Consider the following 11766-nt stretch of genomic DNA (forward strand, 5'->3'; position numbering starts at 1 on the left):
GCGAGTGTAAACCCGGAAATTACTCACGAGTAGGCCCGGAACGGCCCGTCGTCGCATGTCGAGAACCCGGTGCGGTGCTCCGACCGTTGGGTACCACAACCGCAGGAGGGAACGCACACATGGAACCCGTGAAGACCGACCAGCTCAAGGTGCCCGGCGCGACCCTGTACTACGAGGTGCGCGGCAGCGGCCCGGTGCTGCTGCTCATCTGCGGCGGCATCTACGACGCCGAGGGGTTCGCGGTCCTGGCCGACGAGCTCGCCGCCGAGCACACCGTCGTCACCTACGACCGCCGCGGCAACTCCCGCAGCGTGCTCGACGGGCCGCCGGCCGAGATCATCCTGGAGGAGCAGGCGGACGACGCGTACCGCATCCTCGGCGCGGTCGGGGTCACCGAGGGGGAGCCGGCCGACGTGTTCGGCAACAGCTCGGGCGCGGTGATCGCGCTGGAGCTCGCGGCGCGCTACCCGGGCATGGTCCGCACCGTGATCGCGCACGAACCGCCGGTGTTCGAGCTGCTGCCCGACTTCGAGCGCTTCCGCGCGCTGCTGGCCCAGGTCGGCGAGGCCTACCGGGACGGCGGCGCGGGCGCGGCGATGGGCGTCTTCGGCGCCGGGATGGACATGCACGGCGACGACGGCGCGCCGCAGTCCGAGCCGGCGCCCGACTTCGCGCAGCGGATGCAGGCGAACCTGGAGATCTTCGTGGCGTACGAGATCCCGCCCGTCGGCGCGTATGTCCCGGACCTCGACGGCCTGCGCTCCAGCCCGGTGCGGATCGTGCCGGCGGTGGGCGCGGCGAGCGCGGGTGAGCCGGCGAACCGGGCCGGCCGCGAGCTCGCCGCCCGTCTGGAGACCACGGTGGTCGAGTTCCCCGGCGGGCACGGCGGCTTCGGCGACGCGGCCCCGTTCGCCGCGAAGCTGCGGGAAGTGCTCGCCGGCTGAGGACCGCCCTAGGAGGCGTGCTCCTTCAGGATGCGCTCGGCCACGGCGATGGGGTCGGCGAGCCGGCCCTCCGCCGGGGCGTCGACCCAGCGCTGCTGGCCGGGGAAGTACGCGCCGGACGCGGCCGCGCGGCGGATGTTCTCCTGCATGCCGGTGTCCATCTGGCCGGGGTCGACGTTCGCCACGCTGATCCGCTCGTCGTCCTTGACCTGTGAGGCCACGACGTCGAAGAACGTCTCGCCGGCCGCCTTGGTGGTGCAGTACAGCGCCCAGCCGTCGATGATGCGGTGCGCCGCGCCCGAGGAGATGAACAGCACGCGCACCCGCGCGTCGGACGGCGCGGCCCGCAGGAACGTGTTGGTGAGCACGAGCGGCGCGGTCAGGTTCACCGCGATCGCGTTGGTGATCGCCTCGGTGCTGAGCTTCCCGACGGCGCCGATGGGCTCGACGACGGCGGCGTTGTGGATCAGCACCACCTCGTCGGCGTCGCGCAGGAACGCGCGCAGGGTGTCGTAGTCGGGCAGCCAGTGCGCGTCGGCGATGTCCGTCGAGAACAACGTGACGTCGGTGGGCCGGTCGTCGCGGAGCTGCTGCTGCTGCTGGTTGAAGTGCCGGCCGACCGCCAGGATCCGATCGCCGCGCGCGGTGGAGACGTCGAAGAGAGCGGCGCCCAGGCCGCGGGACACCCCGGTGATCACGACGGCACGCATGCGGTCACTCTATTCCCCTCGCGTGGTCATTTATATGGCCCGTGCGCCGGGTACCGGCGGACCCTTCGGAGCGCCCGGGCACGAGTCGCCGAGCTTCTCCGCGACCGCGCCCAGGGCCTCGGCCAATGCCCGGGTCTGGGCCTCGTCGAGGTGGTCGAAGATGAGCCGGCGGACGTCGGCGAGGTGCGCGGGCGCGACGGTGCGGGCGAACTCGCGGCCGGCCTCGGTGACCCGGGCGATGCTGACCCGCCCGTCGCAGGCGTCGCCGGAGATCTCGACGTACCCGAGGTCGACGAGCTTGCGCATCCGGTGGCTCAGCCGGCTGGCCGACATGTTCATCTGCCCCGCGAGGTCGGACAGGCGCAGGCCGTCGCCGGCGTCGCTGAGCGCGGCGAGCAGGCCGTACTCGACGTGGACCATGCCGTGCGGCCGGAACGTGCGTTCCAGCTCGGGGAATCCGACGAGCACGATGGCCAGCAGCGACATCCAAGCGCGGCGCTCGGTGTCGTCCAGCCATCGTGCCTCTTCGGTCATGGGTTCCATGTTCCTTCAATGGTGCCCGGATCTTGCACGGGGAGGCCAACGACGCGTCCGATACGCGTCAGAAGCGCCCGATCGCGATCACCACGGCGATGGCGCCCAGGAGCACGTTGAAGCCGATCATCGGGTACTCCTTGGCGCGGGCGTGGTCGACGATCGCCAGCAGCATGATCAGCGCCAGGCCGACGGCGGCCAGCGGGGTCAGGATGGTCGCGATCCCGGTCGCCCAGGGCAGGATCAGCCCGAGGCCGCCCAGGATCTCCATGACGCCGATGAATCTGACGGTGTTCTGGCTGTACCGGCTGACCCAGGTCATGTTCTTGGCCAGTTTGTCGACGGGCTGGGTGGCCTTCATCGCGCCCGCGCCGATGAAGGCGACGCCGAGCAGGATCTGCAGGACCCACAGAAAAATATTCATGCCGGGGACTTTACTTGAAGCGTCAAGTGTCTCGCCGTGGCTCGATCATCGCCGCCGTCGGGTGATGGGGGCTCATCCGCGCGGCGCCCACCGTGTGCCCATGGAGACGTTGGAACGGCAGTCCCGCTGGGTCACCGGGTTCGCGGTGTTCGCCGGCAGCATGATGATCGTCGTCGGCATCTTCCAGGTCGTCGTCGGGCTCACGGCACTCTTCGAGCGGACCTTCTACATCCTGGCCGACAGCTACATCTTCGGCTTCAACGTCGTGGCCTGGGGCTGGATCCACCTCGCGCTCGGCGTGCTGGTCGCGGCCGGCGGCGGGGCCGTGCTCGCCGGGCAGCTCTGGGGGCGGGTGCTCGGCATCGTGCTGGCGTCGCTGAGCGCGATCGCCAACTTCCTGTTCCTGCCGTACTACCCGCTGTGGTCGATGCTGATCATCGCCGCCGACGTCGCGGTGATCTGGGCCCTGACGCGGTATGGCCGCGACGAGGCCGTGCTGCGCTAGCAGTGTGTGAGCCGGCCACATGTGACCGGCCCCCATCCGGTGCGACCATGCGGTGATGCACGTCACCACCCAAGGGCCGGCGGACGGCCCTATCGTCCTGCTCATTCACGGCAATTGTTCCGATTCGACATACTGGGAACCCCTCGTGCGCCACCTGCCGCCGCACTGGCGGCTGGTGCTGCCCGACCTGCGGGGGTACGGCCAGAGTCCCGCCCTCGGCATCGACGCGACCCGGGGCCTGCGCGACTTCGCCGACGACATCGCGCCGCTGCTCGCCGAGCTGTCCGACGCGTCCGGGCCGGTCACCGTGGTCGCCCACTCGATGGGCGGCGGCGTGGCCATGCAGCTGCTGCTGGACCATCCCGAGCGGATCGGGGCGCTGGTGCTGGAGGCGCCGGTCTCGCCGTTCGGCTTCGGCGGCACCCGCGACCTCGACGGCGCGCCGACCTCGCCCGACTTCGCCGGCACCGGCGGCGGATCGGTCAATCCGGACTTCGTGCGGCTGCTGGCCGCCGGCGACCGCGGCATCGAGGAGCAGGCCAGCCCGCGCAACGTCCTGCACGCCTTCTACGCCGCGCCCGGGTTCGACTTCGGCGCGGACGAGGAGCTGCTGCTCACCTCGATGCTGTCCACGGCGGTGAGCGAGGAGCAATACCCCGGCGACGGTACCGTCAGCGAGAACTGGCCCGGCATGGGTCCCGGCACCAAGGGCGTGCTGAACACCATGTCGCCCAGGTGGCTGAACCTGTCCGGCATCGTGGACGTGCCGGTGAAGCCGCCGATCACGTGGATCCGCGGCGACCAGGACGCGATCGTCTCCGACGCCTCGATGTTCGACCTCGCGCTGCTGGGCAAGCTGGGGGCCGTCCCCGGCTGGCCGGGCGAGGAGGAGTGCCCGCCGCAGCCGATGGTGGGGCAGACGCGGGCGGTGTTCGAGCGGTACGGGCCGTACAAGGAGATCGTCTGGACCGGCGTGGGCCACAGCCCGCACGTCGAGCGGCCGGAGGAGTTCGCCGCCGTGCTGCGGGAGGTCGTCGGCTCCTGAGGGAGTGCGGCCGGGCGCCGCGTGCCGCACAGTGTCTTCTGTGGATGTGACTGACAGCGGCGGCCTGGTCTCCCTCATCGCCCCGATCTGCGTGGTGGTCGGGATCATCGGCGTGCTCGTGCCGATGGTCCCGGGCCTGCTGCTGTGCTGGGCGGGCGTGGCCGCGTGGTCGGTGTTCGGGGGCCACGGTGCGACCGGCTGGACCGTCGGCGTCGCGGCGACGGTGGTGCTGGCGCTGGGCTTCGTCGCGAAGTACCTCGTGCCGGGCCGCAACCTCAAGCGCGCCGGGGTGTCGAACCTGACGCTGTTCCTCGGCGGCGTGGGCGGCATCATCGGGTTCTTCCTGATCCCGGTGGTCGGCCTGGTGATCGGCTTCGTGCTGGCCATCTTCCTGGTGGAGCTGGCCCGGCAGAGCGACCGCTCCCGCGCGTGGCAGTCGACCAAGCACGCGCTCAAGGCGGCGGGGCTGTCGATGCTGATCGAGCTGGCGACGGCGCTGATCATCGCGGCCATCTGGGTCGCGGGTGTCCTCGTAGGGTGACGCTGATCTTCGCGGCCTTCTGGGTCGCGGGTGTCCTCGTAGGGTGACGCTGATCTTCGCGGCCTTCTGGGTCGCGGGTGTCCTCGTAGGGTGACGCGTCGCGGAAAAATGTCGTACCTGTGTGGCACTGTGTCGGCATGGAGATCGGTCGGCATATCGACGCATTGGAGCGCGGTGGGCTGGATCTCGTCGATGCCGCGGAGAAGGCCGGCTTCGACGCCCCGGTTCCGACCTGCCCCGAGTGGAGCGTCCGGGAACTCGTGCAGCACGTCGGGTATGTGCATCGGTGGGCCGCGACCTATGTGCGCGACTGCCGGACCGCGATCCTGACCGACGACGAGGAGGCGGACGCGGTCGGGCCCTTCCCGGCGGACGGCGCGCTGCTCGAGTGGTTCCAGGCGGGGCACGGGGCCTTGGTCGACCTGCTGCGGGCGGCGCCGGCGGACACCGCGTGCTGGCACTTCCTGCCGGCCGAGACGCCGCTCGCGTTCTGGGCCCGGCGGCAGGCGCACGAGACGACGATCCACCGGGCCGATCTGCAGGGCGCCGTGGGCGACATCGCCGGGGTCGAGGCCGATCTGGGGCTGGACGGGATCGATGAGCTGTTGATGGGGTTCTACGGGTCGCGAGGGCGGCGGCTGCGGAGCGAGAAGTCGTGCACGCTGTCGGTGCATGCCTTGGACGGGGCGGCGTCGGATGGGCCGCGGGCGTGGACCGTCACGATGACCCCGTCGGGCGCGGCTATCACGCGGGGGGCTGCTGCGGACGCGGACTGCACGTTGCGGGGGCCGGCGAGTTCGCTGTATCTGGCGCTGTGGAACCGGCGGAGCACTGCCGATCTGGATGTGGGCGGGGACGAGTCGGTGCTGACGCTCTGGCGCGAGCGGGCGACGATCCGCTGGACGTGAGGTGGTCGAAGGCCGGGGGCCGGGGGGGCCGGGGGGCCGGGGGCAGGTAGGAAGACCGCGCAGGAGAGTCCGGGCCGTCGGGGATGGGCAGGGAGACCGCGCAGCAGGGTTCGGGCCGTCGGGGTCGGGGTTTTGCGGAAATGTTCGGTGGTGGCTGTCGGATCGGGGGAGGGTCGTTCGTAGGTGGGGTGACGGACGGCAGGACGACCGAACGGAGATGGGTTCGATGGCGCAGTACCTGATGAATGTGCTCAGTGACGGGGTCGATCTGGCCAACCCTGAGGAGGAGGCCGCGATCGATCTGTTCAACGAGCAGGAGCTGCAGGCCAAGGGGCACTGGGTGTTCGCGAACGGGCTCAGCGCGCCCAGCAACGCGACCGTCGTGGACGCGCGGGGGCAGGGCGAGCCGGTGATCACCGACGGGCCGTACCTGGAGTCGAAGGAGTACGTGATCGGGTTCTGGGTGATCGAGGCCGAGGACCTGGACGTGGCGTTGCGGCTGGCGACCATGGGGTCGAAGGCCTGCAACCGGAAGGTCGAGCTGCGGCCCGTCCTGTGAGCGACGTGCACGCGGCGATCGAGCGGGCCCACCGGGAGCAGTGGGCCCAGGTGGTCGCGACGCTGGCGCGGCGGATCGGGGATCTCGACATCGCCGAGGAGATGGCGGCCGAGGCGTTCGCCGCCGCCGTGGAGCGGTGGCCGGTGGACGGGGTGCCGCCGAAGCCGGGGGCCTGGCTCACCACCACGGCGCACCGCAAGGCGATCGATCGGCTCCGGCGTGAGGTACGGCGGGACGAGAAGCAGCGGGAGGCGCTCATGCTGGCCGACACGCCCGAGCCGCTGGGGGTGATCGACGACGACCGGCTGCGGCTCGTGTTCACCTGCTGCCACCCGGCGCTCAACCTGGAGGCGCGGGTCGCGCTGACGCTGCGGATGGTCGGCGGGCTCACGGTGGCCGAGATCGCCCGGGCGTTTCTCGTCCAGGAGACCGCGATGAGCCGGCGGATCACGCGGGCCAAAGAGAAGATCAAGGCGGCCCACATCCCGTACCGGGTGCCGGATCGCGAGGACCTGCCCGGCCGCGTCGCCGGTGTGCTGACCGTGCTGTTCCTGATCTTCAACGAGGGGTACCTGGGCTCGGAGCCGGGCGGGGAGACCGTTCGCGGCGAGTTGACCGGCGAGGCCATCCGGCTGGCGCGGCTGGTCAAGGTGCTGCTGCCGGACGACGGGGAGGTCGCGGGGCTGCTGGCGCTGATGCTGCTGATCGAGGCGCGGCGGGCGGCCCGCGTGTCGGCGGGCGGCGAGCTGGTGCCGCTCGACGAGCAGGATCGCGGGGCGTGGGACCGGGCGCTGATCGCCGAGGGGCACGCGCTGGTGCGGGCGCGGCTGGCGGCCGGGGAGGCGCCCGGGCGCTATCAGATCCTGGCCGCGATCAACGCCGTGCACACCGACGCCCGGGACATCCGCGACACCGACTGGTGGCAGGTGGTGGCGCTCTACGACCAGCTGGCGCGGGTCGATCCGTCGCCGATCGTGCGGCTGAACCGGGCCATCGCGGTCGCCGAGGTGGACGGGCCGGAGGTGGCGCTGGCGCAGCTCGAGGGGCTGCCGCTGGACGGGTACCGCGCGTTCCACGCCACGCGGGCCGACCTGCTGCGGCGGGTCGGGCGCAGTGGGGATGCTCGGGCGGCGTACGAGCGGGCCATCGCGCTCGACGGCAACTCCGCGGAGACGGCTTACCTGGTGCGGCGCCGCGATCAGCTGGGTCGGGGCTGAGGCCGTTTCTCGGCGGGCCGGCGTATCTGGTGCGGGCGCTGCGATCGGCTGGGTCGGGGCTGAGGCCGCTTCTCGTGCTGCGACGGCGTGCCTGGTACGGCGCCGCGATCGGCTGGGTCGGGGCTGAGGCCGCTTCTCGTGTTGCGACGGCGTGCCTGGTGCGGCGCCGCGATCGGCTCGGTCCGGGCTGAGGCCGCATCTCGGCGGGGCCGACCTGGTGCGGCGCCGCGACCAGTTGGCTGAGGTCGCTTCTCGGCGGGGACGGCTTACCTGGTGCGGCGGCGCGACGGTTCGGGTCCGGGCTGAGGCCACTGCGTGCTGGCGCTTGTTCTCCGCCGGTTTATGAAGGACAGGGGGATTCGCCACACGTTGGGGGATCGATGGGTGTGGGCATGGCAGACTCGCCGGTAACTTGAGGGAGCGTTAGGGAGGCCGGCGACATGGCGCGCTCGATTGCATCCGTTGGGGTGGTGGGGCTCGGGACGATGGGCGCCGGCATCGTCGAGGTGTTCGCCCGCAACGGGATCGACGTCCTGGCCGTCGAGGTCGGCGACGCCGCGCTCGAGCGGGGCCGGGAGACGCTCAACGGCAGTGTCGATCGGGCCGTGCGCAAGGGCAAGCTCTCCGCGGACGAGCGGGCCGCGCTGCTGGAGCGGGTGACGTTCGCCGTCGGGCTGGACGCGTTGCGGGCGGTGGATCTGGTGATTGAGGCCGTACCGGAGAAGCTGGAACTGAAGCAGACGATCTTCGGCGAGCTCGACCGGGTCTGCAAGCGCGACGCGATCCTGGCCACGAACACGTCCAGCCTCTCGGTGACCGAGATCTCGGTCGCCACGAGCCGGCCCAACCAGGTCGTCGGGATGCATTTCTTCAACCCGGCGCCGGTCATGAAGCTGGTCGAGATCGTGCGGACCGTCGTCACCGACGAGGAGGTGGTCACCGACATCGAGGCGCTGTGCAAGCGGCTGGGCAAGGTCGACGTGACCATCGGCGACCGGGCCGGGTTCATTGCCAACGCCCTGTTGTTCGGGTACCTCAACCAGGCCGTCTCGCTCCTGGAAGCCAGGTACGCGAGCCGGGAGGACCTCGACGCCGCGATGAAGCTGGGCTGCGGGCTGCCGATGGGGCCGCTCGCGCTGATGGACCTGATCGGCATCGACACCGCCTACGAGATCCTCGACACGATGTACCGCCGCGGCGGCCGCGACCGCCGGCACGCGCCGGTGCCGCTGATCAAGCAGATGGTCACCGCGGGGCTGCTCGGGCGGAAGTCGGGGCGGGGTTTCTACACGTACGAGAAGCCGGGCTCACCGGTCGTTGTGCCCGACGAGGCCACCCCGGTCAGCGCGGCCGCTTCCGGGCTCGACGCGCGCGGGGTCGCTTCCGGGCTCGGCGCGGGCGCGGTCGCTCGTGAGCTCGATGCGGGCGCGGCCGGTCTCGGGCTCGACGTGCGCTCGATCGTGAAGGTCGGCGTGATCGGTTCCGGCACGATGGCCACCGGGATCATCGAGGTCCTTGCCCGCGCTGGGTTCGAGGTCGTCTCAGTGACCCGCGGCGCCGAGCAGTCGGGCCGCACGTGTGAGGCGCTCAAGACGTCGCTGAACAAGGCCGTGGTCCGCGGCAAGCTCGACGAGGCCGGCCGGGACGCCGCGCTGGGCCGGGTCACCTGGTCCGCCACGGTCGAGCACCTGGCCGACGTCGACCTGGTCGTCGAGGCGGTCGTCGAGGAGCTGTCGGTCAAGAAGGCGCTGTTCGCCTCGCTCGACGAGATCTGCAAGCCCGGCGTCGTGCTCGCGACCACCACGTCGAGCCTGCCGGTCATCGAGCTCGCGGTCGCGACCGAGCGCCCGGCCGACGTGGTCGGGCTGCACTTCTTCAACCCGGCCCCGGTGATGGGGCTGGTCGAGGTGGTACGCACGATCCGCACGTCGGAGGCGACGGTGGCCACCGCGACCGCGCTGTGCCGGGCGCTGCAGAAGCACCCGGTGGTGTGCGCCGACCGTTCCGGGTTCGTGGTCAACGCGCTGTTGTTCCCGTACCTCAACGACGCCGTCAAGATGGTCGAGGCCTCCTACTCGACGGCGGACGACATCGACCACGCGATGAAGCTGGGCTGCGGCTACCCGATGGGCCCGTTCGAGCTGCTCGACGTGATCGGGCTGGACGTCGCGCTGGCCATCCAGCGAGAGTTGTACCTGGAGCTGCGGGAACCCGGCTTCGCGCCCGCGCCGCTGCTGGAGCACCTCGTGACCGCCGGCTACCTGGGCCGCAAGGTGGGCCGGGGTTTCCGCGACTACTCGAAGCGTTGAAACCGGCCGGATAGGCTGGACAGCGTGTCCCCCCGGCGCAACCACCCCAAGCGCGACGAAGACCCGCCACCGCTCGATCTCGACCGGATCAAGCGGGGCGTCGGCAGCGTGCAGCAGTGGAGCGACGGCGAGTGGCAGGTGCGCAACATCCCCGCGGGCGCGGCCACCAAGGCGTACCGCTGCCCCGGCTGCGACCAGGAGATCGGCCCCGGCGTCCCGCACCTCGTGGCCTGGCCGGCCGACGAGCGCGGCGACCTGACCGACCGCCGGCACTGGCACACCGGCTGCTGGCGGGCCCGCGACCGGCGCGGCCCGAACGTCCAGCGCAGCCGCAGCGCCCCGCGCTACGGCTGACGGCCGCCCTCGCGCACGGCGCCAACGAGCAGCCCACCCGCGTTGCCAATAAGCAGCCCACCCGCGTTGTCAACAAGCAGCGCACCCGCGTTGCCAACGAGCAGCGCACCCGCGTTGCCGGCGTTCAGCGCCCCACGCTGCGAGCGTGTGGCGTCTCCCGAGTTGCGGCTGAAGGCAACGCGCGCGTGGTGCCACCGTTCAGCGCCCCGTGTTGCGAACGTGCGGCGTCTCTCGCATTGCGGCTGAAGGCAACCCGCGCGCGGCGATGACGTGCAGTGGGCCGCGTTAGGGCTGGGGCAGGTCCTGGCGGCGGCTCACGAGTTCTCGTTGGACGAGGGCACGGCGCGGCAACGGTACGAACGGCAGCGGCTCAGGCGTCGCCAGCCACTCGTCGCGCCGGCGCCAGATTGACAGCCATGGCTCGCCGAAGCCCGAGCGCACCAGCGCGGCCGCGGAGAGCAGCAGCGCGGCCGCCCGGACGCGGCCCGGTGCGAAGTGGCGGTGGGCGAACGCCATGCGCTCGCGCAGGAGGGCCGTGCTCACCAGGCGGGCCGGCCGACGGTCGGGCTCCGGGGCCGCGTGCCGGCCGGCCGGGCGGTCGGGCGGGATGGCGAGCATCTGCGCGTCGGGGACGAGGACGGGGCGGGCGCCGAGGGCCTGGGCGCGCAGGGACAGGTCGGCCGTGGGCATGCGCTCGTCGAAGCCGTCCAGGCGCTCCCACAGCTCCCGCTCGATGAGCAGCATGCGCGGGGTCAGGGCGGGCACGGCGCCGCCGATCGCGCGGTCCAGGCGGGGGAGTCGTTCGGGGTCGAACGGCAGGCCGGCCGCGAGGCAGGCGGTGCCCAGCAGCGAGGGCGGGCCCTCCACGGTCCGGCCGTCGTCGGCGTGGCCGCGCAGGGTGCGGCCGGTGAAGAGCCGGTCGGCCGGATGCGAGCCCGCGTGCTCGACCAGCGTGCGCACCGTGTCCCCGACCGGCGCCAGGCCCGGGTCCAGGAACAGCAGCCACGGCGCCCGCGCGTTCGCCGCGCCCAGGTTGAGCGCGGCGGTGGCGGGCAGCGCCTCGTCGCGGCGGATCAGCGTCACGGCGCGGAAGGCGTGCCGGACGGCGGCGGCGGTGTTGTCGGTCGACGCGTTGTCCACGACGATCATCTCGGCCGGGACCTCGGTGCCGTGCTGCAGCGCGGCGAGGCCCTTGAGCAGAACCTCGCGGGCGTTGTGCGCGACGGTGACAATGCTGACGACCGGACCTGGCTGGCTCACGAGCGGCTCCCACGGCGAGGCTGAAGCTTCCCGGATAGTACCGGCGGCGGGGGTGAATGGGCCGAAAGTACCGGGGGATGTCCGCCGACAGGTCGGGTGAGAACCCGACGGACGGGCGTCGCGAGCAGCGAAAACGATCATTCCGGACATGAACTCGGCTCGGGTCCGCCTGCCGCCATGTCGCAGGTCGCTGCTACTCTCCCAACGGCGGCTCGGAAAGCCCTGCCGACTATTTGTGCCGATGCGTTGAAAACATTCCTTGCACCATTGCCAGCGGTGGCCGGAACGGGTCGCGACAGGTAAACAAGGATGCGGGCAAAGCTCGTCGGTGACGCTCGGCTCGGTTTTTCGGGATGTAACGACTCTTGAACGGACGGTGATCATGCCTGGCGACACGTTGATCATGCGTTCGTGCTGCTCAGGAGCGGTCGCGATATCGTCCGTAGTCGTTACGTC

The 11766-nt window shown here is 71.4% G+C and carries 13 protein-coding genes; 9 read left to right on the plus strand and 4 right to left on the minus strand.

Annotation, left to right across the window (positions count from 1 at the left end):
• Positions 1-119: 119 nt before the first annotated feature.
• The gene (locus tag ACQP00_RS06755; RefSeq protein ID WP_433215908.1) at positions 120-944 is read left to right on the plus strand and encodes an alpha/beta hydrolase; all 825 of its coding nucleotides are present in this window, start codon (positions 120-122) and stop codon (positions 942-944) included.
• An 8-nt stretch (positions 945-952) separates the two neighbouring features.
• Here ACQP00_RS06755 and ACQP00_RS06760 read toward each other — a convergent pair whose 3' ends face one another.
• From ACQP00_RS06760 to ACQP00_RS06770, 3 genes are all read right to left on the minus strand, one after another.
• Positions 953-1654 (minus strand): SDR family NAD(P)-dependent oxidoreductase, encoded by a 702-nt coding sequence (locus ACQP00_RS06760; protein WP_433215911.1) that lies wholly within the window; start codon positions 1652-1654, stop codon positions 953-955.
• A 30-nt stretch (positions 1655-1684) separates the two neighbouring features.
• Positions 1685-2188, minus strand: a complete 504-nt coding sequence (locus ACQP00_RS06765; protein ID WP_433215914.1) for a MarR family winged helix-turn-helix transcriptional regulator — start codon at positions 2186-2188, stop codon at positions 1685-1687.
• A gap of 67 nt (positions 2189-2255) precedes the next feature.
• Entirely contained in the window at positions 2256-2612 is a 357-nt protein-coding gene (locus ACQP00_RS06770) for a DoxX family protein (RefSeq protein WP_433215917.1), read from the minus strand.
• Between the two features lie 100 nt (positions 2613-2712).
• Here ACQP00_RS06770 and ACQP00_RS06775 point away from each other — a divergent pair, with 100 nt between their 5' ends.
• The 8 genes from ACQP00_RS06775 to ACQP00_RS06810 all read left to right on the plus strand — a co-directional run bounded on the left by ACQP00_RS06775 (position 2713) and on the right by ACQP00_RS06810 (position 10050).
• On the plus strand, positions 2713-3117 hold the full coding sequence (locus tag ACQP00_RS06775; protein ID WP_433215920.1) for a DUF7144 family membrane protein: 405 nt from the start codon (positions 2713-2715) through the stop codon (positions 3115-3117).
• 145 nt (positions 3118-3262) lie between these two features.
• A complete protein-coding gene (locus tag ACQP00_RS06780; protein WP_433215923.1) occupies positions 3263-4162 on the plus strand; it encodes an alpha/beta fold hydrolase in 900 nt (299 codons plus the stop codon).
• Positions 4163-4202: 40 nt separating this feature from the next.
• A complete protein-coding gene (locus ACQP00_RS06785) occupies positions 4203-4703 on the plus strand; it encodes a DUF456 domain-containing protein (RefSeq protein WP_433215926.1) in 501 nt (166 codons plus the stop codon).
• 137 nt (positions 4704-4840) lie between these two features.
• Positions 4841-5611: a maleylpyruvate isomerase family mycothiol-dependent enzyme gene (locus ACQP00_RS06790; protein WP_433215929.1), complete on the plus strand. Its 771-nt coding sequence runs from the start codon at positions 4841-4843 to the stop codon at positions 5609-5611.
• Positions 5612-5837: 226 nt separating this feature from the next.
• A complete protein-coding gene (locus ACQP00_RS06795) occupies positions 5838-6170 on the plus strand; it encodes a YciI family protein (protein WP_433215932.1) in 333 nt (110 codons plus the stop codon).
• A complete protein-coding gene (locus tag ACQP00_RS06800) occupies positions 6167-7387 on the plus strand; it encodes an RNA polymerase sigma factor (RefSeq protein WP_433215935.1) in 1221 nt (406 codons plus the stop codon). The genes ACQP00_RS06795 and ACQP00_RS06800 overlap by 4 nt, the downstream gene beginning before the upstream one ends.
• Positions 7388-7827: 440 nt before the next feature.
• Positions 7828-9696: a 3-hydroxyacyl-CoA dehydrogenase family protein gene (locus ACQP00_RS06805; protein WP_433215938.1), complete on the plus strand. Its 1869-nt coding sequence runs from the start codon at positions 7828-7830 to the stop codon at positions 9694-9696.
• 87 nt (positions 9697-9783) lie between these two features.
• The gene (locus ACQP00_RS06810; protein WP_433066310.1) at positions 9784-10050 is read left to right on the plus strand and encodes a hypothetical protein; all 267 of its coding nucleotides are present in this window, start codon (positions 9784-9786) and stop codon (positions 10048-10050) included.
• Positions 10051-10335: 285 nt separating this feature from the next.
• Here the strand turns inward: ACQP00_RS06810 and ACQP00_RS06815 are convergent, their stop codons facing one another.
• On the minus strand, positions 10336-11310 hold the full coding sequence (locus ACQP00_RS06815; RefSeq protein ID WP_433215940.1) for a glycosyltransferase family 2 protein: 975 nt from the start codon (positions 11308-11310) through the stop codon (positions 10336-10338).
• Positions 11311-11766: the final 456 nt, after the last annotated feature.

The sequence above is a fragment of the Dactylosporangium sp. CS-047395 genome, assembly GCF_050942185.1.
In the GTDB taxonomy this organism is placed as follows: Bacteria; Actinomycetota; Actinomycetes; order Mycobacteriales; family Micromonosporaceae; genus Dactylosporangium.

What these genes read in the sequence shown, in the direction of transcription:
- ACQP00_RS06805 (WP_433215938.1), top strand. Translation starts at nt 7,828, where the DNA reads ATGGCGCGCTCGATTGCATCCGTTGGGGTGGTGGGGCTCGGGACGATG.
- ACQP00_RS06770 (WP_433215917.1), bottom strand. Translation starts at nt 2,612, where the DNA reads ATGAATATTTTTCTGTGGGTCCTGCAGATCCTGCTCGGCGTCGCCTTC.
- ACQP00_RS06755 (WP_433215908.1), top strand. Translation starts at nt 120, where the DNA reads ATGGAACCCGTGAAGACCGACCAGCTCAAGGTGCCCGGCGCGACCCTG.
- ACQP00_RS06765 (WP_433215914.1), bottom strand. Translation starts at nt 2,188, where the DNA reads ATGACCGAAGAGGCACGATGGCTGGACGACACCGAGCGCCGCGCTTGG.
- ACQP00_RS06775 (WP_433215920.1), top strand. Translation starts at nt 2,713, where the DNA reads ATGGAGACGTTGGAACGGCAGTCCCGCTGGGTCACCGGGTTCGCGGTG.
- ACQP00_RS06795 (WP_433215932.1), top strand. Translation starts at nt 5,838, where the DNA reads ATGGCGCAGTACCTGATGAATGTGCTCAGTGACGGGGTCGATCTGGCC.
- ACQP00_RS06760 (WP_433215911.1), bottom strand. Translation starts at nt 1,654, where the DNA reads ATGCGTGCCGTCGTGATCACCGGGGTGTCCCGCGGCCTGGGCGCCGCT.
- ACQP00_RS06790 (WP_433215929.1), top strand. Translation starts at nt 4,841, where the DNA reads ATGGAGATCGGTCGGCATATCGACGCATTGGAGCGCGGTGGGCTGGAT.